This is a genomic window from Ensifer sp. Root423 (assembly GCF_001426275.1).
Taxonomy (GTDB): Bacteria; Pseudomonadota; Alphaproteobacteria; order Rhizobiales; family Rhizobiaceae; genus Ensifer; species Ensifer adhaerens.
The window spans coordinates 13601-37203 of the sequence record NZ_LMEG01000006.1; the positions used below are offsets into that span (position 1 = coordinate 13601).

Below are 23603 nucleotides of genomic sequence, written 5' to 3' on the forward strand. Positions count from 1 at the left end.
TCCGTGGGTTTCGTTTGGTGTCGACACCGCGGCATTGCAGCATGCTATCGGGTAAAAGCTCTGTGTGATGGTATCTCTTGGTGCTCTCGGGCAATCCGGCCTTACCTCCAGCCCGCCTCCCCCATCTTCCGGCAAGTGACCTTCGGCCTTCCGGAAGTTCGCCGAACTCTAGCGGCGCAGGCCGAGCTTGACGCGGAAATCGGGACCGGTGCCCTCTAGGAGACTTGCAATGGCGACCAAGCGCAAGTTCAAGAGCGATGCCTTTGAGGCGATCCATAGCGCCGTCGAAGACATGTCCGCGGCAGGCACCCGTTGGGTCCTATACGTCGCCGGCAGCGTCACTTTCGCCTGACGTCGAGACCCAGAGCCTCGGCGATGATGATCGACTGGTCGATCGTGATGATCGCGTCCTTGAGGCGAAGGTTCTCCGGATCGAAGGCGGTGAGGTCGCTGCCCCTGAGGTCGCAGGTGGTAAAATCTGCCCCATGCAGCCAGGCACCGGAAAGATCGACGTCCCTGAGCGAGCCGCCTTTGCAGGAGGCGCCGGTCAGATCCGCTTCCCGCATTCGCGTTTCCTTGAAGGATGCGCGGCCGAGAGCCGCGCCTGGCAATCCGGTAAAGGACCAGTCGCCGCCCGTCACTTGCATCTGGTCGAACTCGCAAGCGTCGAACATGCTTCCGACGAACTTGCACTCCTTGAAGCGGCTATCGAAGAACTTACAGGAGACGAACGTGCAGTTGACGAAGGCGCTCGCCTGGTGTGACGATGCATTGAACCGGGCTCGCCGGAAGGTGCATTCGTGAAAGACCACGCCGACGGTCTGCGCCTCGGTCAGGTCGAGATCGACGAACAGCGTGTTGTCGTATCGCTCGCGCTCGATCTGGCGACCGTACCAGTCGGCGCTTGCAATCGTGCTGTCGGTCTTGGGCGGCGCTTCGCCGTATCGTCGTTCAGCCATATCCATCCATCTGCGGCCCCGCACCAAGCGCAATGCCTTTTGTTGCTTCGCCGCTGAGCATTTCCATCTTCGCGATGATTGGCAATGCCGAAAAATCGAGCGCACGAGCGAAGCCACCGGGGCACGCAATTACGACGGGCTGGTTTCGACGCTATTCCACCAGCCGCACGCCGCCTCCCCTGCCGAAGCCGTTGGGCACGAAATCTTTGCCCTCTTCCCCCGGCTTCTTGAAGAAGGCCGTTCCGGACACGTAGAGGTTCAAAACCCTGGTAATCAGTGCGGTAAACTTCGATTCCGAATTGAGGCTTCCGCTGACGTTCCAGTCGACCACCGCATAGGGCAAATAGATCGCCCCATTGTAGAAGCTTCCAGCAGACGTGTTGATGCGGAACTGGACGCTGCTGTCCTTCGCCTGCCGGCCCTGGAACATCAGGATGCCGGCATGCGCGCCGCTGGTTGGCGCCGATACCTGCAGGATTGCCGCACCGTTCAAAAACAGCGGCGATTGCGCGTCCTCGAAATAGAAAAGCACATCCTTGCCTATGACCTTGGCCGATGTGTTCAAGGTCAACGCGCCGCGGCGGAACGCGTAGATTCCGGGCTTCAGCGTTAACTCGTCCGTGGCATTCACGGTCAGCCCGCCGCAATAGATCCCGGGCTCGAGCGACGACTTGCCCTGGCTGTTGATCGTCTTCAGGCTTTGGGAGGTACAGGCGTCGTTCGGCGACACCGGTTCGGGCATGCCGGCCATGGGGTCGGGCACGACAGGAGATCCGTCGACCGGCAGCGGCGAAATCAGGCGGCCGGAAAGCTTCGACTGGCCGGTGACGGCGATCAGCGGTGCTGCGAACTTCCCCTGGTTTTCGGCGTAGAACGCACGTTGCGAATGGGACGAGTTCACCTGGAAGCCGCATTCGCTGGTGACCGAGTTCGAATTGATGATCTTCAGCGCATCGGCCCTGCCCGGATCAAGGATCAGGATGCAGGCCGAGCTGCCAGCCCCTCGGGCGGCTTTCGCGATGACTGAGATCGGAACCGTCCGGAAGCCGAACATATGCATGATGGCGGTTTCGTAGTCCTCATTGACAGCCACCGCTACCGTATCCCGCTCGACCGTGACCTGATGGTTCCAGCTCGGGGGCTCTTTCAGATCTTGCGTGTCGCTGCTGCCAAGATGGGCGCCGAGAAAACCCACGGCGATCTTCTGCTCCGAACCGACACCTGCTGCAGCTCCCGCCAGTGCCGCAGCATCGGCCGCGCTTTGCATAGCGGCCTTTCGGTTGACCGCGGCTGCGAAATCGATCGCAACGCCAAGAGCGGCAATGAGGGGGATCGCGACAAGCGCTGCCAAGAGGCCGAAGTTCCCGGACCGGCATTTCAGCAGGGCCGAGGCGCAATGCCTGATCAGTGGCAGGGTCAGTATGTTCATGGCAGTTTCTTTGCAACCAGATGGAGAGTAGTCGCCTCTTCGTGCAGGGAGCCTTGCCAATCCTTTAATTTCGGGCCGAGTTAACGGTATGCACTCTCTCAGACGCTCTTCAGAGCTCTGACACAGGCGCGAAACGAGGTTATTTGAAGATATTTTGCGCTAAACGCGCGTCACTTCGGCACAACCGGCCAGCTGCCACGCTCGCCGGTTGGAAGCGATTTTGGCGTGCCCGAGAGGCGGATTCTGGGTCTTCTTCACTCAGAGGTTGCTGGACTGCTGAGGCAGTGCGGCGACTAACCCCTTTTGCTCATTGCCTAATCCTTGACTGCACCGTGCGCTGTGCGACGCTTTCGACTCCATGGTTGTACTGCGTAAGGGGCGGACGATGAAATTCACAAAGGCAAAGAGGAAACATCCCGATAAGGCATTCAAAATAGGCGGGGCCGATAGAAGCGCATATGACGGCTTCGTCGGGACGGCGCGCGCAGCACCCGGCTTTTCCTATCGGGGACGATGGACCAGCGAAGGGTGCCCCGGCACCTTCGAAACATGGCTCGTAAACAAGGGCATATTGCCCAAACAATAGGGCCTTTCATTCTACTCAATCACGATCTGCCGGCGTCAAGGGTGGCGCCGGCCGCGCGCGTCAAGGTGCTCCGCCTAATAAAGCGATTTCGATTCCGCTTGGGCGTTCGAACGCGTTGGCATGCACGAAAGAACCAGCTGTCGCGACCGGAGGGGCGGCCGAGAATGCGTCGACGGCTGGCTGACGTCGAGACGTCGGCATCCCTGGCGGTACTGAGAGCAGGTTTCCGTTGGCCCATGCTGCAGACGGTCTCTGAACTGCGTTCTCGGGTCAGGCCTTCCCGCTCTCAATCGCACGTGCCCATCCCGCGGCTCGCTCGGCCGAGGCCGCCAGAACCGGTTTGGGCGCCTTGTACCACTCGTCCTTTGGGATCTCGCGCTTCTCGCGGACGAAGTCGATGGCGCGCTCCAATGTTTCGAATTGATCAGGCAGCGTCAAATGCAGGAACAGCGACACGACGACGACCGAGCGCGATCGGCCACCGCGGCAGTTGACGAGCACACCGCCACGTTCGCGCCTGGGATAGGACGGCTTTTCGGGTAGGACCTGCTCCAGGGCCGCTCGCAGGATGTAGTGCGCAGCCAGCATTTGCGTGTCCGGGTTCCCATCCCCGTCGATAAGCCCGATCTTGTAGTAGCGGATTTCGCCCGGTCCATGGATGCTGTTGCGGTGATCCGAGACGAGCTTCGGCTGGTCGACGAAATTGAAGTCCAGATTGACCGCGCAATTGACGACCGTCGTGATCCCGCTCTTGCGCAGGAGTTCGAGGTCGCTCGCACCTTCCTTGCCGGAAATGAAGATGTCGACGCCATAGGTCGGATGCTTCGGATACACGAGACTGAGCCTTGGCAATTCGCTGCTGGTCTTTTCCGTGGTTGAGGCATCGCTAAGATTGTCGAGCATGGTTTCCTCATGGGCTTTCATGGCGACGGCGCCTTCGCGCTGCGCCCGGCAGAGATTGCGGCGGCGACACGGTTCAGGGTTGGATAGTCGCCACCCCGGCCATAGGCGAGATACCCCGGGCAAAGGTAGTCGGCGGATCCTTCCGGCACTTTGCCAAGCGACAACGGCGCATAACGGCCGCCTGCGTTCTTCAGGATCAGCGTCGCTGCGGCCACATCCCAGGCGTTGACGCCAAAGCCCGCGGCCGCATCGACAAAACCCGCCGCCACATGGGCGATGCTCAAAGCTGCACTTCCAGGGCGACGCACGGTCGAGAAGGTTTCGACCAGATCACCGAGGCGGGCAAGTGCCTCGTTGCGGCCATCCAGGCGAAAGTCGCGCGAGACCGGGTAGCCGGTGATCAGCGTTGCCCGGCTTTCGTCACCGATGGCTTTGGAGGCAATGACCTTTCCATTGAGATAGGCACGCTCGACGTCGCTCGAAAACAGGAGATCGGCCACCGGGTCATAGACGACCCCGGCCACAACCGATCCGCCTTCAACCGCCGCAATCGATATGCACCAGAAGGCAAGTCCTCGTGCGAAGTTCGCGGTCCCGTCGATCGGATCGACATACCATTGGATGTCGCCCTCACCGACCTGCCCGCCCTCTTCGCCAAGCATCGCCGAATTCGGCTCGTGCGCGAAGATGTAGTCGCGGATGGATGCCTCGGCTTGCCTGTCGTAGACCGTCACGACGTCGTGGAGATCGCGCTTGTAGTCGACGACCATTTCCGAGCGAAACGCAGCGAGCAAGGGGCCGGCGGCCGAGCGGGCCGCACCTTCGGCGATCGTCATCAGTCGCCGCGAGTAGTCGCGCTTGGCGTCTCTATCGGATTGGCTACGGCTCGTGGCGAGATTGGCGTCGGTCATGCTCTCTTCCTGTTCATCCTGGAACGGCCGGCGCGACCTGTCCTCGTGAGGCCGCGCCGGCCGGGATTTTACTTGCTGTAGTTCATGCGCCAGAAATCCTGCCACTCCTCGCGCCGGTCGAAATCGTCAAGCCCAGTGGCCGCGTCATAGGGAAAGAGGCGGTCCGCTACCTCCATGATCCCCGAGGGTTCGTCTTGAGGCATCTTGATGTCGACATTGGTCGGCAGCTTACCGTCCTTCATCTGGGGCGCGATGCCCTCTTCCGTCAGCACGTAGTGGATGAAGAGCTTCGCGGCATTCGGGCTCGCGGATTTCGAGGCGATCAGGCCGAGCTTGGTGTAGGTCCAGCCGACCCAGGGGGTCAGCTCCGTGCAGAGCCCGAGTTTGTAGCCTTTGCCTTCGTTATCACGGAACTTGGCGGAGCTCAGGAGCCCGAAAAAGGGCTCCTTCTGGCCGGCGGCGCCGACGGCTTCGGCAACCGGATCGTCGCCGTCCGTTACCAGCGGGCCGTTTTGTGCCAGGGCCTTGATCCAGGCGGCCGCTGCACTTTTTTCAGCGGTTTCGAGATCCTTGCCGAAGTGGACCTTGTAGGCCTCCTTCACGGCGTTGTCGGCATGCTTTTCCAACTGGTTGAACCAGTCGGTATAGGTGCTCTTGGTCAGGGGATCGACCAGCGCGATCTTGCCTTTCCATTTTGCCTCGGTCAGCTCCCAGATATTGCCGACCGGGCATTTGTCATAGGCCTCGGTGTTATAGGCCCAGACATTGGCATTGGTCGAAATCGCCAGCGGGTTCTGGAAGGCCGCCGGTATCTTCTCCTTCATGTCGCCGGGCAGATAGCTTTCGACGAAGCCCTGCGGCAGAAGCTGGGCGAGCGCTGCCGGCGCGTCGGTGATCAGGGCGACATCGCCCTGGACGTTGCCGGCCTGGGCTTCGCGGATGATCATCTCCAGCTGGCTGTTGGCCGAGACTTTGACGCCGGTCGCCTTCACCCCGTATTTGGCGGTGAAGGCCTCGGCCATCTCGACGATCTTGCCGGTGCTGTCATAGACATTGATCGGCTTTTCTTTCTTCGCCGCCTCCACCAGCGCATTGAGATCAAACGCCTCCTCGGCGTTTGCCTCGACGGCCAATGCGGCCGCAAGGGCGGCAAATACCGCCCCCATGATCATAACCCTGTTCTTACCTTTGCTCATGGTTTCCCCTCCCAAGGAGACCGTTTCACATGTTCAGGCGATTACTTCTGGTAGCTGAGCCGCCACAGGTCCTGCCAGGTCTCGCGCGCGTCCCAGTCGTCGAGGCTCGTTGCCATCTGGTAGGGCATGACCTGATCAAGAACGGCGCCGATGCCCGACGGCTCGTCTGCGGGCAGCGAAACGTCCTTGTTGGTCGACATTTTTCCGTCTTCTGCCTGCGGCGCGATGCCTTCGGCGGTCATCACGTAGTGGATGAAGAGCTTTGAGGCGTTCGGGCTGTTGGTGCCCTTGGTGATCAGCCCGACGCCCGGATACATCCAGCCGAGCCAGGGTTTCAGGTCCTTGCAAAGGCCGAGCTTCATGCCCTTTTCGGCATTGTCGCGGAACTTTGCCGAGCTCATCAGCCCCATGAAGGGTTGCGACTGACCCGGCGCGCCGACGGCATCAGCAGCGGCCGCATCGGCGTCCGTCAGCAAGGGAGCGTTGGCAGCGAGCGCCTTGACCCAGGCGGCCGTCGCACTGCCGTCGTCGGTTTCGAGATCCTTCCCGTAAAGCTCTTTATAGGCGGCCGCCACTTTGTCGTCGCCGTGCTTGGCCATCTGGTTGAACCAGTCGACATAGGATGGCTTGCCGAGCGGATCCTGCATGGCGACCTTGCCTTTCCACTCAGGTCCCGTCAGCTGCCAGATGTTGCTGACCGGGCACTTGTCGAAGAGCTCGGTGTTGTAGGCCCAGACATTGGCGCTGGTAACGACGGTCAGCGGGTCCTGATACTCAGTGGGGATGTTGGCTGCGAGATCCGGCGGCAGCCAGCTTTCGGCAAAGCCCTGCGGGATGAGTTGCGCCATCGCGGCCGGTGCGTCGCTGATGATCGAGACATCGCCCTGGATGTTGTTGGCACGGGCCTCGCGAATGATCATCTCAAGCTGGGCCGTCGCCTTGACCTTGGAGCCCTCGGCGCCGACGCCATATTTCTCGGCAAAGGCCTTGGCCATTTCGACGATTTTGCCGGTGCTGTCATAAACCGTAATCGGCGGCTCCTTGCGCGCGGCCTCGATCAGCGCGTTCAGGTCGAACGGCTCTTGTGCCAGCGCCGGTCCGGCGAAGGCGACGATGGTCGTTGCCAGCAGCGCGCGCCTGATTGCACGGTGCGTCCTTTCAGTCCTTAGAAATTGCATCGTCTGTTCCTCCCTCAGATTATGTTTCGGTTTGTCGTTCGGCACTGAAGCGCCTTAGTTCAGCGTGGACTTGCGCAGCAGCGCGTCCGCTTCGGCGATCCGCTGGCCGTCCTTGTTAAAGACGTGCAGCGCCTCAGGCGGCGCAAAGAACGAAACCCTCGTTCCGGTCTCGACGCGCGGCAGGGCATTGGTCGTCAAGAACAGCGTGTCGCTGCCGTTCCTGAGCTCCAGGATCCAGCTGCCGCCGGTCGGCAGGACGCCTGTCACCGTCATTTCGCCGGAGAAGCTGCCGGCCGGCACATCGTCGGTTTTGACCGAATAGCCGATCGCTTCCGGTCGGATGCCGATCGAGCCAATGCCGCGCAGCGACGGGTGGCGCGTGCCAAGATAGGCCTCGGCTGCGCGCGACAGCTCAGAGGCGGCGGCCGATCCGAAGTTCAGGATGTTGATCGGCGGGCTACCGACGAATTCCGCGACGAAGCGATTGGCCGGGCGATCATAGATATCGTTGGGCGTGCCCATCTGCTGCAGCGTGCCCTCGTTCATGACGGCGATCGTCGTTGCCAGCGTCATTGCCTCCCACTGGTCGTGGGTGACGAAGACGATGGTCGTCTTGAACTCCTTGTGGATGCGTTTGAGCTCGGCGCGCATCTCGAGCCGGAGCCGGGCGTCGAGGTTCGACAGCGGTTCGTCGAGCAACAGAACGCCTGGATTGACCGCCAGCATGCGGGCGAGCGCCACGCGCTGCTGCTGGCCGCCCGAGAGCTGCGACGGGTAGCGGTCGCGGTACTTGGCGATGTCGAGCGCCTGCATCACTTTCTCGACGCGCATTTCACGCTCTTCCTTCGGCAGTTTGCGCAGCCTCAGACCGAAGTCGGTGTTGCGTTCGATTGTCAGGTGCGGCCAGAGCGCGTAACTCTGGAACACCAGCCCCATCTCACGCTTTTCCGGCGGGATGAACACGCCTGCCCTGACCGAGTCGACCACCCGCTCTCCGATGCGGATCTCGCCGTCCGAGAGGTTTTCGAGGCCGGCGATCATGCGCAGCGTCGTGGTCTTGCCGCAGCCAGAGGGTCCAAGAAGGCACATGAACTCGCCGTCGCGGATTTCGAGATCGAGGTTCGAGACGGCATTGGCGGAATTGACGCCGTAGTTCTTCTGGGCGCCGCTGAGATTGATGGTGGGCATCAGCTTCCGAGTCCTTCTGCGAGATTGGTCTTGGTCAGCTTCTGGGCTGCCAGGGTTCCGAGATAGGCGATCGCCGCGATGATCAGCACGACGGCATTGGCGGCTTGCGTGTAGTGGTAGTCGACGAGCCGGAGCGAATAGGTGGTCAGAACATCGGTGCTCGGCACGGCGAGGATGACGAAGAGGCTCAGGCCCTTGATGCCCGAGATGAAGGGCAGCAGCACGCCTGTTACCAGCGAGCCCTTCTGGATCGGAATGACGATCAACATCATCCGCCGGAACCAGCCGGCGCCGGAAATCTGGGCCGCCTCTTCCGGATCCTTGCCAAGCTGGGTCATGGCCGAGATACCGGCGCGCGAGGCGTAAGGCATCTGGTCGGCGATCAGCGCCAGGACCAGGATGGTGACGGTACCATAGAGGGCCGGCATCGGTCCGCGTGGCACGGCGAAGAGCGACAGATAGGCGGCGGCAAAGGCGATACCCGGCACCAGATAGGGCAAGAAGGTGACCTGCCGCAGATAGACCGACAGGACCTTCACCGGCGTGCGGATGACCACATAGCCAACAAGAAGTCCGAGAATGCCCGAGGTCAAGGACGCAAGGCCGACGATGACGAGCGTGTTTTTTGCAGCCGCCCATAGATCGGGGCTTAAGAGGACCCCGGTCTGCAGTGCCACCGTGTGGAGATCACGGCCGATCCAGTAGTCGAGCGTGAAATTGTCGAGCGTGAACTGCGCCGGCAGCTTCATGATGGTGGAGAGGAACAGGGTCAGAAGCGGCAGTCCGACGCTCAAGAGAAAGATAAGTGCGGCAAAACCGGTCGCCGGCAGGCGGTACTTGCCGAGCCGGCTCTGGCGGTTCATCGAACCCTTCGAGCCAACAGTAACGAAGCGCCGGGCTTCACGAACAAGACGCGCATCGATCATCAGGGTGACGATGCCGATCAGCATGATCGAGGCCGCGACGACACCGGCAACGCCGGTCTGGCGCGACGCGATGCTGCGAAAGAGCGAGGTGGAAAGCACTTCGAACTTGACCGGCAGGCCGAGCACATAGGGCACGCCAAACTCGCCGAGGCACTTGGCGAAGATCAGCACCATCGAGGACAGAAGTGCGGGACGCATCAGCGGCAGGATGATCTGCATCGCCACCTGGTAGCGCTTGGCTCCAAGGATACGGGCGGAATCTTCGAGCTGGGAATCGAAGCGACGAAGGGCAGAGCCAAACAGCAGGATGACGAAAGGCGTATAATGTAGCGCCAGGATCACGATGATCGGGAAGCGCCCATAGGCGACCCAGTCGGGCGGCGTCAGCCCCATGGCCTCGAACCAGCCCGGCTGGCCGCCGACGGTGCGGTTCTTGAAGAGCGTTGTCCAGGCAAGCGCAAAGGTCCAGGCCGGCAGCATGTAGGGCACGATCAGCGCTGTTGCGAACCAGCGCCGTCCGAACATGTCTGTCCGGCTGATCAACCAGGCGAGCACCGTACCGATCAACAAAGACAGGCTGATCGCTCCGAGCGCGACCGATAGCGTGTTGAAGAGCGGCCGCCAGAAAAGATCGACCGAGACCGGCGACAGGAAGGCTCGATCAAGGTAGTAGAGCGTAAGCTCACCAAAGTCCTTGCCGAGCCGCCGCTCGTGGCCGAATTGGACACGCACGGAATCGAGCACGATCGAGATGATCGGCACGACGATGAGATAGGTAAAGAGAAGTGCCGTCAGGACGCCGATCAGCGTCGTCGGCTCCCGCGACGCGACCTTCATCCGATAGCGCCAGCGCTGCCATGCCGTCGGCGCCATTGCGCTGCCGGGCAATGTTGCCGCTTTGGCTGTCTCACTCAATAAGGCCATGCTCTTCCCCTTGGAACTCAACATGCGCTGCCTGCCCCGGCGATCGATGCCGGCGGAACTTTCAAAGTGCCAACGGGGAATAGAAATCAGTCGCCAGGGCGTGGCGCTGACCTACGCAAGAAGCCGCTCAATGACGCAAAAGGCGCGGCTGTCGGTTACTCAATCCTCCCCGTTCGCAGGGCAGGCGCAAGCGCTTGCCAGATGTCGGCGCAAGCTCCTCAACCGCGCCGCCATCACCACGAACATAGACAGAACAAAAATTCCAATCCAGCTCTGTCTATGGAACGTATGATCCAATGGTGAGGCGCCATTGTCAACAAAAAAATGCACACGTGCGCAATGATATAAGCTATTGTTTTTGATGACTCTTTTGTGACACTGTTGTATTGTTTTTGGAACACGTGATCATTGAGATTGGGCGAATGACTTCAGCGGGAAGAAACAGCCGATATAGATGGAGCGATGGTGACCGTTCACCGGCATCATCGGCTGGTTCACCGAGCGGGTAGGCTCGAACTTTTTCGTTGGAATGGGCCTGCTTTTGTGGCCCTGATGAAAAGCATCTGATTCTGCAGGAGAAAGGCATGGCGAGGGGCTTTGTGACGGCCGAAGAGGTTGCAAAACGCGCGGGCGTCTCACGCTCGGCGGTCTCGCGAACCTTTACGCCCGGAGCCAGCGTATCCCAGGCTGTGCGGCGCAAGGTTCTCAAAGCCGCCCGGGAGCTCGGTTACCGGGTCAACCGGCTGGCGCAAGGACTGAACAACGACCGCTCCAATCTCATCGGGGTCGTCGGTGCCAATCTCAGCGCACCCTTCCATGCAAAACAGCTCGATCTCTTGAGCATCGGCCTGTTGCGTCGCGGTCTGCAATGCCTGTTGCTCAATGCCGCGGATGCGCGAAAGGATATCGCGCCGCTGATCGAGCTACTGTTCGAGTTCCGGGCGCAAGCGATCATCGTTCTTTCCGGAGAGCCGCCGGAATCGATCGTCGACCAGTGCATTGCCAACGGCGTGCGCCTGATCCTGATCAACCAGAAAATCGATCGCACCGATACCAGCATGGTGCTGAGCGACGATTCCCGCGGTGCGGACCTTGCAGCACTGCGCCTGATCGAGGCGCGCTGCAAGAAGGTTGCGGTGATCTCGAGTGGCAGCCAAACCCCTGCTCAGGTGCGCCGCACCACTGCGTTCAAAAAGAAAATGGCGACCGCCGGGGTCGAGGTGGTCGCCTGGTCGGGCGGTACCACGAGTTATGAAAGCGGTTACCAGGCTGGCTGCGAGGTGCTCGTCGACGAGGCGATCGACGGCGCGTTTTGCGTTACCGATCTCTTGGCTCTCGGCTTTCTCGACGCTGCCCGCACCGAAATGCACCGCCGCGTGCCGGCCGATCTTTCCGTCGTCGGCTTCGACGATATTCCGCAGGCAGGGTGGAAGAGCTACGAACTCACCACCGTTGCGCAGTCCTTCTCCGCTCTGACGGAGCATGTTCTCGAAGCGCTGGAAGCCGACGAGATGGAAACGCGACTTCAGGTCGTTCCCGTCACGATGGTCGAGCGCAAGACCGCCCGACGCTAGACCGGAATGCTCAAGTGGCCGCCGGCCGGATACGGCTGTCGATCAACAACCCGCTCTGATCAAGGATGGGGTGCGCGACAGTTGCGATGTGTGCATTGATGCGTTTGAGATCGCGCAGCATGTCGAGATGGAGCGAGCTGGTTTCGATGCTTTCGGCGCGACCATCGCGCAGGCGCTGCAGATGCCGCTCAGCCGACTGCCGCTCCAGCCTGCGGACATCTTCCTTGGCTTCTACCAGGCGCCGCGCCATCGCGTTGTCACGCGTGGCAAACACGGCCTGGGCCATGCGCAGATTGTCGATCGTGATGGCGAAGAGACGCGACAGTTCCTCGTGGCCATCGGAGGAGAAAGCCAGGCCGCGGGCGATCTTCTTTGCAAGTTCGGCAAGGAGCCCCTTCTCGATGATGTCGCCGATATGCTCGAGGTTGATGGCATAGTCGACGATATCCATGGCGTGGCGGCGCTGTTCCTCGGCGATTTCGGACTGGCCGACGCGCGAGACGTACACCTTGATCTCGTGTTGCACGCGATCCACGCGCCCTTCAAGCGTGCTGATCGCAGCAAGCCTGGAAGGGTCCGTCTGCTGCAGGGCATCGTTTGCTTCGACCAGCATGCGCTCGACCAGGTCGCCGACGCCGAGCACTTCCCGACTTGCGCCGGCAAGCGCTGCGACCGGCGTGCCGAGATCGTTCTGTTCCAGGAAAAGCGGGCCGTCCGTCGCCTTTGGCTCGTCCGGCAACAGGCGCATGGTCAGGCGGGATAGAGGCCGAGCGAGGGGAGCCGCCAGAAGCGCCAGTGCGAGATTGAAGGCGAGATGCACATCAACCGGCAGATTGCCGCGTGAGACAGGCGGCCAGTCGATATGCGGGGCGATGTACCCGGCGAGCGCCAGAGCGGCCAGGCAGCCGACGGCACGCACGATCAGGTTGCCAAGGGCAACCCGCCTGGCGCTCGCCGCAGCCTTGAATGTGGCTAGAACCGGGGGCACAGCACCGCCGAGATTGGCTCCCAGAACGAGGGCGATGAGCGGGCCGGTCGAAAGGCTGGCGGATGTTGCAAGAGACAGGATCAGCACAACGACTGCCAGGCTCGATGACGCGAGCGCTGCGAGTCCTGCCGAGATGACGAGCGCCACCGGCCAGGCATTGTCGAGCATCCCGAAGAAAGCCGAAAGGGCGGCAGAGGTCCGCAGCGGTTCGGTCGCACCGCCAATCAGATGCAGCGACAGCAACATCAGCCCGATGCCGACGAGCGCTGCGCCTGATCCCTTGCGCGTGCTCGAGCTGCCGCGCCCGACAACGAAACCGCAAAGCAGCAAGAGCGGTGAGAGCCAGCCGAGCCCCAAAGCCACGATCCAGGCCGTCATCGCCGTGCCGACGTTGGCGCCGAGCAGCACGATCTGCGCCATGCGCGGCACGATGAGATCACGCTCGACGAAGGACGCGACCATGAGAGCGGTGGCGGTGGAGCTCTGAAGGGCGATGGTTGCGACGAGGCCACTGAAAAACGAACGAAGACCGTCACGCGTCCCGGCCGCCAGTCCGGCTTTCAGACGGGCACCAAAAGCGCGTTGCATGCCGTCGCGCACCTGACCAAGGCCGAACAGGAGGAGCGCCACCGCGCCGAAGAGGTTGATGCTGACGATCGCAGTGCTCATGGCCCCCTCCCCAATGCTGCTTATTGCCGGCCGCGCAGCAACTCCGCTCGAAAGAGTTGCTGAAAGGATGCATAGGTCTCAAAGCCGAGGTCGCTGACGAGCCGCATGACTGTCGTCGTCGAGACACCGCTGCGCACGGCCACTTCCCGTGCGCTCGCAAAGGCGACGTCGTACGGATGGGCAAGCACGAACTTGGCCACTTCCAGGCGCCCACCCTTCAGATGACGTCGGCCCAGACGGCAAGATTCCCGCAACTCGATGAAAGTCGCCGGCGGCGCGGAGGAAGAGGCCGTGGAGAGCAACTGGTCCATGGTCAGGCAGCCTCTTCCGTGTCGGAGGTGCTCTCGATGCGGATGTGCAGGCTTCCCGCTTCGGCACGATCGAGGAAGGCGTCGAAGGCCCCGAAGAAGATCGCCAGGAAGCCTGATGTCGATCCGTCCCAGCCGGTCCCGGGCGGACGGCCGAAGTGTTTGGCGAGCAGGCGATAAAGCGCGCGGCGCCGCTCAGGTATCTTGTCAAGAGCAAGGACGCCGGCCTGGCGCAGGCAATACCAATCGGCGATCACCTCGATCATGTCGAGGCTGGCGGCGTCCTCAGAGATGGCGATCGCTCCTTGCCCGGAAGCGCTCGTCATGGCGCCGGCGTCGGGCATCAACTTGCAGACCGCAGCGATCGAAAGCCCGGATATTTCGTTGACGACATCTCCGGGCCATTCCTTCGGAAAATAGCGATGCTGGACCAGGGCACGCTTGTGTGCCTTCAGGAAGGAACCGTAATCCGCCGCGGCAAAGGCTGGGTCCGGATATTCGCCGGCTCGCGCCGCTTCGCGACGATAGGCGCGCAGCACGCGTGGATCGACGGCCATCGCGGACAGTTCGACGGTTTCGATGGACGACGCCGATTGAGACGGTTCGACGATCTTGAAGGCCGGCGGAAAGGCCACGAGCGACGGCACGGCGACATTGATCAGCGAGCGGCAGCCGCGCGCGCGGCGCGTAACGCCTTCGACATGCAGGTGCCCGCTAAAATGCAGCGTCATGCCGGCGGTCATCAGTGCATCTGCGACCGCCTGCTGTGGTGTCCTGCGGGCAATATTGGTCTCGCCGAAGAGAACGCTTTCGGCTCCCGTTGCGCCATCGAAGGGATCGAGCACCGGATAATGCGAGAATGCGAGCAGCGTTTTTCCGAGTTTCGTTGCGCGCGCGGACACGTCGGCAATCCAGTCGACGATGAACGGTTTCAGCCTGATAAGCGCGTTCCAGCCCGCGCCGGTGCTGTCGACGAAAGCGGCTTCATCACCCTCCTCAAACAGGCCGTCGCGTGGTTCGAAGACGTTGGCGTCGATCATCAGCAGCCAGAGACCCGGCTCGGGCTCGACCAGATAGGAGGCATCCATCAGCCGGTAGCAATTCCGGCCGTCCGGAGACGAGACCGGGTAGAGCCGATCCTCGACGCGGTCAGACGCCCCGAACGGGGTTTCCCAATGAAGATAGTCCGGCCGTCGGAAGTACCCATGGGTAGCCACGGGGGCAAGGCCCGTCGGATATCCCTCGCAATACATGCGCGGCGTTGCGTGGCTGCCGGGGGCTGCCTTTCCTATGTCGCTCGTGACGAGGACCCTCACGTCGTTCCGATCAAGAAATTGTTTGGTGTGGTGTCGCCCCTTGGGCCCGAAGATGTCGTGGTTGCCCGGAAGCGCATAAAAGCGCGTGCCATGGGCGCTCTCGTGCCCATCAAGAATGGTGCGCACGCGCGCCGTTGTCTGTCTTTGCCCGTCGTCCGTGTAGTCGCCCAAAAGGACGACGTGACGGATGCCGCGGCGCGCGATCTCCGCCAAGGCCTCGTCCAGCGCTTTGGCACTTTCGTTGAAGACGCGTGTGGATTCGCGCGTGTCGGTCCAGCTTCTGACGGCCAGTTTTTCGCCGTCGATCTCTATCCGCGGGAACTCGAAATCGCCTTCAAGATCATGGAAATGGGCGTCGGCGATGATGGCGATCCGAGGCAAATCAGACATCGGCCTTCACCTCCAGACGGGAGGCCTCGACGAGGTCGATCCAGGCCGAAGCGCGGCGCGCTGCCTCATAGAGCATGGGCTTCGGCGTCTCGAACCATTCATCCGGCCGCAGTTCGCGATGCTCGCGGATGTGGGCGACGGCCGCGTCGAGTGTGGGAAACAGATGCGGCTGCTGCTTGTGCAGGAACAGCGCCACCAGCGACACCGAGCGGCTGCGTCCGCCGCGGCAATTGACGAGGATGTTGCCGCCATCGGCGAAGGGGTAGGTTGCGCGCTTCGGCATCGTCTGGCGTAGCGCACCGTCGAGAATGTAATAGGCACCGAGCATCATCGTGTCGGGGCTGCCATCACCGTCGATCATGCCGAGCTTGTAATAGCGGACGGCCGCATAGCCGCTTGCACAAAGATCATCATTGATGCTGACTTCTTCTTCGCGCACGAGGTTGATGTCCAGGTTGATCGCGCAATTGACGACAATGGAGATCCCGTGACGCTTGAGCAGGTCCAGGTCACGCGCGCCGTCACTGCCGCCGATATAGAGATCGGCGCTGTGGGGCCCGAGTTCTCTGGCGATCAGACTGATAGCGGGCCGGGTGTAGACCGGTGCGTCCATTGGATTTCCCCTTGTGTATGCGAACGGGTGGCATGCGTGTTCAGGCTACCGCGGTTTCAGGCCAGCTGGAGCCTGGCGGCTTGCTCCCTTTTTTGGACCGGGATGCCTGAAGCCACACTTACGCCGCCGGCAATCGCCGGCGTCGATGCGAGCACCGGCCCGCCGTCGAGCAGGCTGCCTATTTCCATGAAGGGACACACGGCGCCGCCCGCCTCGGCAACGAGCAACAGTCCGGCAAGGCAATCCCACGAGTTCATGTGCAGCTCGACATAGGCGTCCGAGCGCCCATCGGCGACGTAAGCGAGCGCAAGTGCCCCCGAAGCGCCGCGCCGCACATTGGCGCCCTTCTCCAGCATCTGCCGCATCGTCTCCAGATAGGTCTCGTCCGGCACCCGCCGCGACCAGCCCATTTCGACCGACGCGGCATCGAAGGTCGCCGTCGACGAGACCGTGATGACCTTGCCGTTGAGCGTTGCACCTTCTCCCCGGCGGCAGAAATAAAGTTCGTCGTGGGCCGGATTGTAGATTGCGCCGATCTCTGCGTGTCCGTGTTCGACATAGGTTATGGAGATGCAGAAGTGCGGGATTCCGCGCGCGAAGTTTGCCGTGCCGTCGACGGGATCGACGACCCAGACGCGATCGGCAACGGTCCCGCCGCCCTCCTCGCCCAGGAACGCATCGGCCGGAAAATGGGTGGCAATTGCGTCGCGAATATGGGCCTCGGAGGCCGCATCGGTTTCCGTCAGAAAATCCTGCGGGCCCTTTAGGGAAAAGCCACGCTCGGCACTTGCCTTGAAGCCGTCGAGCACCAGAGCGCCGGCAGAGCGAATGACATCCCGACACAACAGGGCCCGCCCCGAAAGGTCGTTCGAATAGCGCGGCTTGTGATCGTTCATCGGCGAAACTCCATTGCACACGCGTGCATATTTGCACGCGTGTGCATGTCGCGCAAGTCGAAATTGCCGGTCCGTGCCAGGTGCCCGGAAGATTGGTCGATCCTCGCGGCCGCACTCAGCCGGACATCTGCGGCATTTCTGCAATATCCAAGCAGGCGCGGTCGACGTAGTGTCCACACGTCGAATCTCAAGGTAGGGTCGAATGACGACGATCACGATACAGGAAGCGCTCGACCGGGCGGGCACGGGCCCCTATCAGCGGCGCCTGATGGGCATATTTGGCCTGGTTTGGACGGCCGACGCCATGCAGGTGCTCGCCGTCGGGTTCACCGCCGCCTCCATTGCCGCAACATTCGGGCTGACGGTTCCCCAAGCGCTGCAGACGGGCACGTTGTTTTTCCTGGGCATGCTGATCGGCGCCGTCGGCTTCGGCAGGCTTGCCGATCGGATCGGCCGGCGCCGGGTCCTGATCGTAACCGTTGCCTGCGACGCGGTCTTCGGCATTCTGTCGATCTTCGCTCCGAATTTCGTGGTCCTGCTTGTCCTGCGCTTCCTCACCGGCGCTGCGGTCGGCGGCACACTTCCCGTCGATTATGCGATGATGTCGGAATTCCTGCCGGCGCGCAGCCGCGGGCGATGGCTGGTCATGCTCGAAGGCTTCTGGGCCGTGGGCACGCTGATCGTGGCACTGGCGGCATGGCTCATCGCTCTTGCCGGCCTTACGGACGGATGGCGCTACATCTTTGCCGTCACGGCCATTCCGGCAGTCATTGGCGTCGGACTACGCTTCCTCGTGCCGGAATCGCCGCTTTACCTGTTGCGCGCGGGCAAGGCGGAGGCGGCCAAGGCGATCGTCGATCGAATGCTGGCAGCCAACGCTCGACCGCAACTCGAGCCGACCGTATCGATCGCCCTGCCTGTACCGACGGCCGATCTCAGTATCTTTTCGAAGGACTTGCGTCGCCGCAGCCTTCTGATCCTTTCGGTCTGGTTCCTCGTCTCAGTCTCCTACTATGGCGTCTTTACCTGGATGCCGCCGCGGCTTGCGGGAGAAGGCTTCGGCTTCGTGCGTGGCTATGGGTTCCTCGTTCTCATCGCTCTGGCGCAGATCCCGGGCTATGCGCTTGCCGCCTACGGCGTCGAGAAGTGGGGACGGCGCCCGACGCTGGTCGGTTTCTGCCTGCTCTCCGCCCTCAGTTGCCTGTTGTTCGTCGTGGCGGATGCGGCCTTGGTCGTTGCCGCTGCGCTCCTGATCATGAGCTTTGCACTGCTCGGCACATGGGGCGCACTCTATGCCTATACGCCGGAACTCTATCCGACCGCCTCGCGCGCGACCGGCATGGGGGCGGCCGGCGGCATGGCTCGGCTCGGTGGCCTGCTTGCGCCTTCGCTCATCGGATTGCTGGTGGCGAAGGGCTTCGGCCTGGCGATCGGCACCTTTGCAGGCTTGCTGCTTGTGGCGGCGATCGCCGCTGCGTTGATCGATGCGGAAACCCGCAAGGTATCGCTGACCTGATACGGTGCATTCTTTTCAGGGGCAGTAGCTCACAGTTTGGAAAACTGAACTGCGTTTCAACGCGTTAGCGCCTCCTTTCCCTGTGAACAACCTGTGGACCGGCTGCGGACAAGGCCGGAAGTCGGGTTGCCGGCTGTTCGATCGTAAAAGCGCTCGTAAAATGGCTGTGCGGTCAAGCTCACGACCGTTAGTGTAGCAACTATCTCATCGGGGCCGGCACGTGTGCCGGTCCCGATTGTATGCCGGGGCGGCTGTCCTTGGCGACGTCCCCCTCCTCCCGACGTACGCTCATTTTGGCACCGTTTGGCAGTTCCGGCCGACGACCGCGGCGCACGTCTTGCGTTTATGCATAGCTGCATTGCACAATAAATGTTTTCCAGCTGGTCAAAAATCAGGCATAAAGCACACAGCTGATGCACATGGCGGGTCTCCTCCCAGTCCGCCGCAGCAGCTGTTCCCCTCTGGAGGTTTTTGACCTTCACACCTTTATGGGCCGCGGTCTTCCGCTGGCCCTTTTTTCTTTTCTGCGACCCTTCACCTTCGGCAAGGCTCCACGCCACTGTTGCTGCACGCGCAATTGCGTTTCGAAAAAACGTGTTCTGTAATGGGCCGCGTCATTGAGCGATGGAGGCGGGAGACCGGTGGAGCCGATACATCTGTTCGAACTGGTGATCGGCATGTTTGTCGCGATCATCGCGCTGCACTACGTCGCGCATCGGCTCGGCCTGCCGCCGTCGGTGGCGCTTCTTAGCGGTGGCGCGATGCTCGCCTTCATGCCGGGGCTGCCGGCCATCGCGGTCGACCCGGAGCTGGTGCTCGTCATCTTCTTGCCGCCGCTGCTCCTCGATGGCGCCTGGACGATCGCGGTCGGCCGCCTGCGCCGTCACCTGATCGGCATCGCCTCGCTTGCGATCGGCGCAGTGTTTTTTACCGCGGCCGTCGTTGCCGTCGTGACGCACTTCATCTTCCCGTCCCTGCCTTGGGCCGCATGCGCCGCGCTCGGGGCGATCGTCTCGCCGCCCGACGCCGTCTCGGCACGGGCCGTGCTGCAGCGCGTACAGTTGCCGCGACGGCTGCAGATCCTGCTCGAAGGCGAAAGCCTGCTCAACGACGCAAGCGGACTGGTATTGTTCCGCTTCGCTATCGCCGCCGGCGTCACCGGGGCTTTCAGCGCCGGCGAGGCGGTCGGCAACTTCTTCCTGCTGGCGATCGGCGGTGCCCTTGTCGGCCTCGCCATCGGTACGGCGTGGGTGCTGCTTGCCCGCCGCCTCGGAGATGAGTACCTGATCATCGCCGCGACGGCCCTTTTGTCCTGGACGTCCTACCTCCTCGGCGAGTTCCTGCATGTTTCCGGCGTGATCGCGACAGTTACCACCGGCCTCGTCGCCAGTTGGCACCAGCACACCGTGCTCTCGGCCGCCACCCGTATGCGCGGCTCCGCCTTCTGGACCGTCATCGTCTTCCTGATGGAGGCCGCGGTTTTCATCCTGATCGGCCTGTCGCTTCGCGGCGTGGTCGAGCGCGGCGGCGGGTTCGAGACCGTTGCAGCGACCTTGGGATGGCCGATCCTCATGGTGCTCTTCGCGCTCACCGTCGCCCGCTTCTTCTGGGTGTTCGGTTCCGACTTCGCAATCTGGCTTGGCAACAGGCTGGGGCTCAAGCGCTACACGCCGGTCGGCGCGCGCGGTGCGACCGTGCTTTCCTGGGCCGGCGTTCGCGGCGTGGTAACGCTCGCGCTTGCGCTGAGCGTGCCCGAAGGCTTCCCCGGCCGGGACTTCATCCTGGTGACCTCCTTTGCCGTGATCCTTGGAACGGTGCTGATCCAGGGAACGACTCTCGGGCGGGTGATCGCCTGGGCGAGGCTCGTCGAGCCTTCGTCTGAAAAGGCGCCCCTCACCCTAAGCCAGGCCGAGGCGGCGATGGCCCAGGCGCAGCTCATCACCATTCAAAGCCGCGCCTATGACACGGCGGGCAATCTCATCCATCCGCAATTGCTGGACCGCTATCAGCGCCGAGCGGTTTCGATCGTCGACTATGCCGCGCGCACGGAGCATTACACGCCGATCCTCCACGCCCATTTCGACGTCGTGCTCGAAGCGGTCGCGACCGGGCGGCGCGAACTCATCCGGCTTCATCGCGCCGGCGAAATCGACGATGAAACGCTGCATGAACTGGAGCGCGATCTCGACCTTGAGGAATTGAGCGCAATATCTGCCAAGGCGTGAGCCTCTTGCCCGAACGTTTCTTTCCATTTTCTCCTTTGACATGAGGGGCGGATGTCCTAGATGTCCGCAAATTGGCGCCAAGTATCGAGGAGCTTGAGAGCGATCAGGAAGTCAAAGGCGCCGAAACCACCAAAACCGAAGACGCTGTTGCAGAAGCTGGCTGCCTCGCCCGAGAAACTGTTTTCGGGTTCGTTTCGCCAGCAATGTGCAGCACTTTGCTATCGTTACGTGCCTGACGGCGCGATCGAGATCCTTCTTGTGACGTCGCGCGACAGCGGCCGCTGGCTCATTCCAAAAGGCTGGCCGATGAAACAGAAGGAACCGCACGAGGCCGCGGCGATCGAAGCCTTGCAGGAGGCCGGTGTTCGCGGGAAAGTTCGCAAGAAGCCGATTGGCAGCTACACCTACTTAAAGATGCTCGATGACGGCGACGTGGTGCCCTGTATCGTTGACATCTTCCAGATCGAAGTCACCAAGCTGGCGGAGAAATACAAGGAGAAAGGCGAGCGTTTGGTCGCCTGGGTCAGCCCCGATGAAGCGGCGCGGCGCGTCCGCGAAATCGAGCTCAAATCGCTTCTGGTCGACTTCAAGCCGCGGTGAGGTCGCGCACCTTTCCGGATCACATCCTCGGACGATAGCCGCACTGACGCTTGCTACGCGTTAGCTCGAGGAAGAGTTTGACCGCCTCCTCCTCCCGCGCGAAGTGGTGCACCATCATCTGGCCGTGACTTCCGATCCGTCCCCAGCGCCGCGTCAGGCACGCCTCGCCCAATAGGGACATGGAGATCTGCATGGAGTAGTAGCGCGCCATGTTTCTGGCCGCGTCCCTTCGCTCGACATAGATCTGGTAGGGCTGAACGATCGTCATGCGCGAAGATTCGGCGATCGGCGCGCATAGGTCCAACGAGAGTTTTGAATCGATCCGGGGTGATCGATTCATTTTCGTGATCTGTCGCAACGGTGGGTCGGAGCGACGTGCCAGGGCTTAGTCTGGCGCCCAAGTCAAAGGCCGCCGGAGCCGCTCTGGATCGCGCTACTGAACCGCCGCGGTTCCGTAGACGAGGTTCGGCAACCACAGCGAGAGCTGCGGAAACATGCTGAGCATCACCAGCAGCACCATCATCATTGCGAGATAAGGCAGGACCTCCCGCGCATAGGCCATCATCGGTACCTTCAACACCATCGACGAGATGTACATCAGGCCGCCGACCGGCGGCGTGATGCCGGCGATCGTCAGGTTGGTGATGAAGACGACGCCGAAATGCACCCGGTCGATACCGACGCCGTCGATGATCGGGATCAGCATCGGGGTGAGGATGATGAGCGCCGCCGAGCCTTCGATCGCCGTGCCGATGACGATGAGGAGAACGTTGATCAGGAGCAGCATGAGGAGCGGGTTGTCTGTCGCGCCACCTAGCCAGCCGGACATGGCCTGCGGCACCTGTTCCCAGGCGAGATAAAAGCCGAAGGAGGCGGCCGCGCAGATCATGATCATCACCACGGCGGAATCGCGCACCGCTTCTGCCAGGACCTCCGGGATTTGCCGGAAGGTGAACTCGCGGTATCCGAAGATGGCGACGAAGAGCACGTAGACGACGACAACCGCCCCGGCCTCGGTGGTGGTGAAGATGCCGTAGCGCGTGCCGGCGAAGATGACGACCGGGATCGACAGCGCCCAAAGGCCGTCGATCAGCGCCCGGCTCGCCTCCGCCCTGCTGGCGCGTTCCTTGCGGAGCGGCTTGTAGCCACGCTTGCGGGCGATGAAATAGGTGGTGACCATCAGACCTGCCGCAAGCACGAGGCCGGGAACGACGCCTGCAGCAAACAGTCGGCCGATCGAGGTTTCGGCGAGGAAGCCGTAGACGATGAGACCGATCGAAGGCGGGATCAGGCTGGTAATGATCGCCGCCGACGAGGTGATGACCGCGGCGAAGGCACGGCTATAGCCCCGTTCCGACATCTCGACGCCGAGCGTCTTTGCGAGCATCGCAGCGTCGGCGTTGGCAGACGCTGTCAGGCCGCCGAGAAGCGTGCCGAGCACCGTACACATCTGCGCCAGTGCGCCGGTCATGTGGCCGACCAGCACGTCGGCGAGCGTCAGCAGGCGCCGGGTGATGCCCGATGCATTCATGATGCAGCCGGCAAGCACGAAGAGCGGCAATGCCAGCAGTGACACGGACTGGCTGCCCTCGGCCATCTCCTGTGCGAAGTTGGCAAGCGGGATCATGTCCATGTTGATGAAGAAGAAGGCAAGCGCCCCGATCGCCATCGCCCAGGTGATCGGCGTCGACAGGAGGAAGAGGACGACGACCAGCAGCGAGGGGCCGGCAAGATGAAAAAGGGTCATATCAGCGATTCCACATTGCGGTGCAGGCGAACGGTCCATGGCCTTTCGACGATCAGGTGCTGGACGAACATGCCGGCCGAAGCCAGCGCCAGCGGCCCGTAGGAAAGGCTGCGAGACAGATCCATCGCGATCGTGTGCACGTGCCGCGAAGTCCAGGCCTGCCAGCCGAAGAGAACGGTCATGACGATGAAGAATAGCGCCAGCAGCAGGTAGTTGAACCAGGCGATCGCCTGCTGCCAGCCGTTGGGTAGCGCCGCGACGAGGACATCGATCGCCGCATGCGTGCCGAGACGAACACCGGCGACGGCGCCGAAGAACACGAGGTAGGCAAAAGCCATGATCGCCAGCTCGTAGGTCCAGGCAGCCGGCTGCGGGAAGATGTAGCGGCTGACGACACCCCAGAGGATCGAAAAGACGATGACGAGAAGGGCGGCAACGCCGACCGCTTCATCGGCGCGCCGCAGGCTGAAGAGAGGAGCGGTCTCTTCCGGCGAAGGTGAGGTTTCCATGATGGCCCCAATCATTTTGAAAGGCGGAACAGGGCCGGCGCTTGGGCCGGCC

At 62.1% G+C, this 23603-nt stretch carries 20 protein-coding genes and 1 pseudogene; 5 read left to right on the forward strand and 16 right to left on the reverse strand.

All coding sequences use genetic code 11. The features are described 5' to 3' along the window. Positions 1-229 precede the first annotated feature (229 nt). Positions 230-310: pseudogene (locus tag ASD01_RS36590) on the forward strand (helix-turn-helix domain-containing protein); the annotation flags it as partial. Positions 311-338: 28 nt separating this feature from the next. On the opposite strand, the gene ASD01_RS08655 reads toward ASD01_RS36590, so the two are convergent. The 8 genes from ASD01_RS08655 to ASD01_RS08690 form a co-directional block, all read right to left on the reverse strand. Further along, positions 339-959 (reverse strand): pentapeptide repeat-containing protein, encoded by a 621-nt coding sequence (locus tag ASD01_RS08655; RefSeq protein ID WP_034796525.1) that lies wholly within the window; start codon positions 957-959, stop codon positions 339-341. A gap of 151 nt (positions 960-1110) precedes the next feature. Beyond that, positions 1111-2388 carry a pilus assembly protein TadG-related protein gene (locus tag ASD01_RS08660; protein ID WP_060643823.1) on the reverse strand — a complete coding sequence of 426 codons (1278 nt, stop codon included), beginning with the start codon at positions 2386-2388 and terminating at the stop codon, positions 1111-1113. A gap of 856 nt (positions 2389-3244) precedes the next feature. Continuing rightward, complete coding sequence (locus ASD01_RS08665) at positions 3245-3877, reverse strand: dual specificity protein phosphatase family protein (protein ID WP_029742786.1); 633 nt, start codon at positions 3875-3877, stop codon at positions 3245-3247. A gap of 17 nt (positions 3878-3894) precedes the next feature. Continuing rightward, positions 3895-4788: an inositol monophosphatase family protein gene (locus ASD01_RS08670; protein ID WP_060530111.1), complete on the reverse strand. Its 894-nt coding sequence runs from the start codon at positions 4786-4788 to the stop codon at positions 3895-3897. 68 nt (positions 4789-4856) lie between these two features. Further along, a complete protein-coding gene (locus ASD01_RS08675) occupies positions 4857-5954 on the reverse strand; it encodes an ABC transporter substrate-binding protein (protein WP_060530220.1) in 1098 nt (365 codons plus the stop codon). A gap of 71 nt (positions 5955-6025) precedes the next feature. Next, positions 6026-7162 (reverse strand): ABC transporter substrate-binding protein, encoded by a 1137-nt coding sequence (locus ASD01_RS08680; RefSeq protein ID WP_034796395.1) that lies wholly within the window; start codon positions 7160-7162, stop codon positions 6026-6028. Between the two features lie 54 nt (positions 7163-7216). Then, a complete protein-coding gene (locus ASD01_RS08685; protein ID WP_060530112.1) occupies positions 7217-8350 on the reverse strand; it encodes an ABC transporter ATP-binding protein in 1134 nt (377 codons plus the stop codon). Continuing rightward, positions 8350-10200 (reverse strand): ABC transporter permease, encoded by a 1851-nt coding sequence (locus ASD01_RS08690; RefSeq protein ID WP_029742781.1) that lies wholly within the window; start codon positions 10198-10200, stop codon positions 8350-8352. Before ASD01_RS08690 ends, ASD01_RS08685 begins: the two co-directional genes overlap by 1 nt. Before the next feature lie 584 nt (positions 10201-10784). On the opposite strand from ASD01_RS08690, the gene ASD01_RS08695 reads away from it, so the two are divergent. Continuing rightward, a complete protein-coding gene (locus tag ASD01_RS08695; protein WP_060517897.1) occupies positions 10785-11774 on the forward strand; it encodes a LacI family DNA-binding transcriptional regulator in 990 nt (329 codons plus the stop codon). Between the two features lie 10 nt (positions 11775-11784). Here ASD01_RS08695 and ASD01_RS08700 read toward each other — a convergent pair whose 3' ends face one another. The 5 genes from ASD01_RS08700 to ASD01_RS08720 are packed head-to-tail and all read right to left on the reverse strand — an operon-like array spanning position 11785 to position 16954. Further along, on the reverse strand, positions 11785-13431 hold the full coding sequence (locus ASD01_RS08700) for a Na/Pi cotransporter family protein (protein ID WP_060530114.1): 1647 nt from the start codon (positions 13429-13431) through the stop codon (positions 11785-11787). Between the two features lie 20 nt (positions 13432-13451). Then, positions 13452-13742 (reverse strand): MurR/RpiR family transcriptional regulator, encoded by a 291-nt coding sequence (locus tag ASD01_RS08705; protein WP_049810991.1) that lies wholly within the window; start codon positions 13740-13742, stop codon positions 13452-13454. A 2-nt stretch (positions 13743-13744) separates the two neighbouring features. Continuing rightward, positions 13745-15445: a metallophosphoesterase family protein gene (locus ASD01_RS08710; protein ID WP_060643824.1), complete on the reverse strand. Its 1701-nt coding sequence runs from the start codon at positions 15443-15445 to the stop codon at positions 13745-13747. Further along, on the reverse strand, positions 15438-16058 hold the full coding sequence (locus tag ASD01_RS08715) for a dual specificity protein phosphatase family protein (protein WP_029742776.1): 621 nt from the start codon (positions 16056-16058) through the stop codon (positions 15438-15440). Before ASD01_RS08715 ends, ASD01_RS08710 begins: the two co-directional genes overlap by 8 nt. A 56-nt stretch (positions 16059-16114) precedes the next feature. Continuing rightward, a complete protein-coding gene (locus tag ASD01_RS08720) occupies positions 16115-16954 on the reverse strand; it encodes an inositol monophosphatase family protein (RefSeq protein WP_034796402.1) in 840 nt (279 codons plus the stop codon). 202 nt (positions 16955-17156) lie between these two features. Between ASD01_RS08720 and ASD01_RS08725 the strand changes: the two genes are divergently transcribed. The 3 genes from ASD01_RS08725 (at position 17157) to ASD01_RS08735 (ending at position 21295) form a co-directional block, all read left to right on the forward strand. After that, positions 17157-18470 (forward strand): MFS transporter, encoded by a 1314-nt coding sequence (locus ASD01_RS08725; protein ID WP_060603774.1) that lies wholly within the window; start codon positions 17157-17159, stop codon positions 18468-18470. A 641-nt stretch (positions 18471-19111) separates the two neighbouring features. Then, entirely contained in the window at positions 19112-20695 is a 1584-nt protein-coding gene (locus ASD01_RS08730; protein ID WP_060530119.1) for a Na+/H+ antiporter, read from the forward strand. A gap of 60 nt (positions 20696-20755) precedes the next feature. Further along, positions 20756-21295: an NUDIX hydrolase gene (locus tag ASD01_RS08735; protein ID WP_370689566.1), complete on the forward strand. Its 540-nt coding sequence runs from the start codon at positions 20756-20758 to the stop codon at positions 21293-21295. 19 nt (positions 21296-21314) lie between these two features. On the opposite strand, the gene ASD01_RS08740 is transcribed toward ASD01_RS08735, so the two are convergent. The 3 genes from ASD01_RS08740 to ASD01_RS08750 form a co-directional block, all read right to left on the reverse strand. Then, positions 21315-21563, reverse strand: a complete 249-nt coding sequence (locus tag ASD01_RS08740; protein WP_060643825.1) for a WGR domain-containing protein — start codon at positions 21561-21563, stop codon at positions 21315-21317. A 165-nt stretch (positions 21564-21728) separates the two neighbouring features. Beyond that, positions 21729-23042 (reverse strand): TRAP transporter large permease, encoded by a 1314-nt coding sequence (locus ASD01_RS08745; RefSeq protein WP_060517912.1) that lies wholly within the window; start codon positions 23040-23042, stop codon positions 21729-21731. Further along, positions 23039-23551, reverse strand: a complete 513-nt coding sequence (locus ASD01_RS08750; RefSeq protein ID WP_060518088.1) for a TRAP transporter small permease — start codon at positions 23549-23551, stop codon at positions 23039-23041. The genes ASD01_RS08745 and ASD01_RS08750 overlap by 4 nt, the downstream gene beginning before the upstream one ends. Positions 23552-23603: the final 52 nt, after the last annotated feature.

Bases quoted from the DNA above. Each gene is read 5' to 3' on its own strand.
- ASD01_RS08680 (WP_034796395.1), bottom strand. From the start codon at position 7,162: ATGCAATTTCTAAGGACTGAAAGGACGCACCGTGCAATCAGGCGCGCG.
- ASD01_RS08660 (WP_060643823.1), bottom strand. From the start codon at position 2,388: ATGAACATACTGACCCTGCCACTGATCAGGCATTGCGCCTCGGCCCTG.
- ASD01_RS08710 (WP_060643824.1), bottom strand. From the start codon at position 15,445: ATGTCTGATTTGCCTCGGATCGCCATCATCGCCGACGCCCATTTCCAT.
- ASD01_RS08735 (WP_370689566.1), top strand. From the start codon at position 20,756: ATGTCCGCAAATTGGCGCCAAGTATCGAGGAGCTTGAGAGCGATCAGG.
- ASD01_RS08715 (WP_029742776.1), bottom strand. From the start codon at position 16,058: ATGGACGCACCGGTCTACACCCGGCCCGCTATCAGTCTGATCGCCAGA.
- ASD01_RS08655 (WP_034796525.1), bottom strand. From the start codon at position 959: ATGGCTGAACGACGATACGGCGAAGCGCCGCCCAAGACCGACAGCACG.
- ASD01_RS08685 (WP_060530112.1), bottom strand. From the start codon at position 8,350: ATGCCCACCATCAATCTCAGCGGCGCCCAGAAGAACTACGGCGTCAAT.
- ASD01_RS08705 (WP_049810991.1), bottom strand. From the start codon at position 13,742: ATGGACCAGTTGCTCTCCACGGCCTCTTCCTCCGCGCCGCCGGCGACT.
- ASD01_RS08750 (WP_060518088.1), bottom strand. From the start codon at position 23,551: ATGGAAACCTCACCTTCGCCGGAAGAGACCGCTCCTCTCTTCAGCCTG.
- ASD01_RS08740 (WP_060643825.1), bottom strand. From the start codon at position 21,563: ATGACGATCGTTCAGCCCTACCAGATCTATGTCGAGCGAAGGGACGCG.
- ASD01_RS08745 (WP_060517912.1), bottom strand. From the start codon at position 23,042: ATGACCCTTTTTCATCTTGCCGGCCCCTCGCTGCTGGTCGTCGTCCTC.
- ASD01_RS08700 (WP_060530114.1), bottom strand. From the start codon at position 13,431: ATGAGCACTGCGATCGTCAGCATCAACCTCTTCGGCGCGGTGGCGCTC.
- ASD01_RS08670 (WP_060530111.1), bottom strand. From the start codon at position 4,788: ATGACCGACGCCAATCTCGCCACGAGCCGTAGCCAATCCGATAGAGAC.
- ASD01_RS08720 (WP_034796402.1), bottom strand. From the start codon at position 16,954: ATGAACGATCACAAGCCGCGCTATTCGAACGACCTTTCGGGGCGGGCC.
- ASD01_RS08665 (WP_029742786.1), bottom strand. From the start codon at position 3,877: ATGCTCGACAATCTTAGCGATGCCTCAACCACGGAAAAGACCAGCAGC.
- ASD01_RS08690 (WP_029742781.1), bottom strand. From the start codon at position 10,200: ATGGCCTTATTGAGTGAGACAGCCAAAGCGGCAACATTGCCCGGCAGC.
- ASD01_RS08695 (WP_060517897.1), top strand. From the start codon at position 10,785: ATGGCGAGGGGCTTTGTGACGGCCGAAGAGGTTGCAAAACGCGCGGGC.
- ASD01_RS08725 (WP_060603774.1), top strand. From the start codon at position 17,157: ATGACGACGATCACGATACAGGAAGCGCTCGACCGGGCGGGCACGGGC.
- ASD01_RS08675 (WP_060530220.1), bottom strand. From the start codon at position 5,954: ATGGGGGCGGTATTTGCCGCCCTTGCGGCCGCATTGGCCGTCGAGGCA.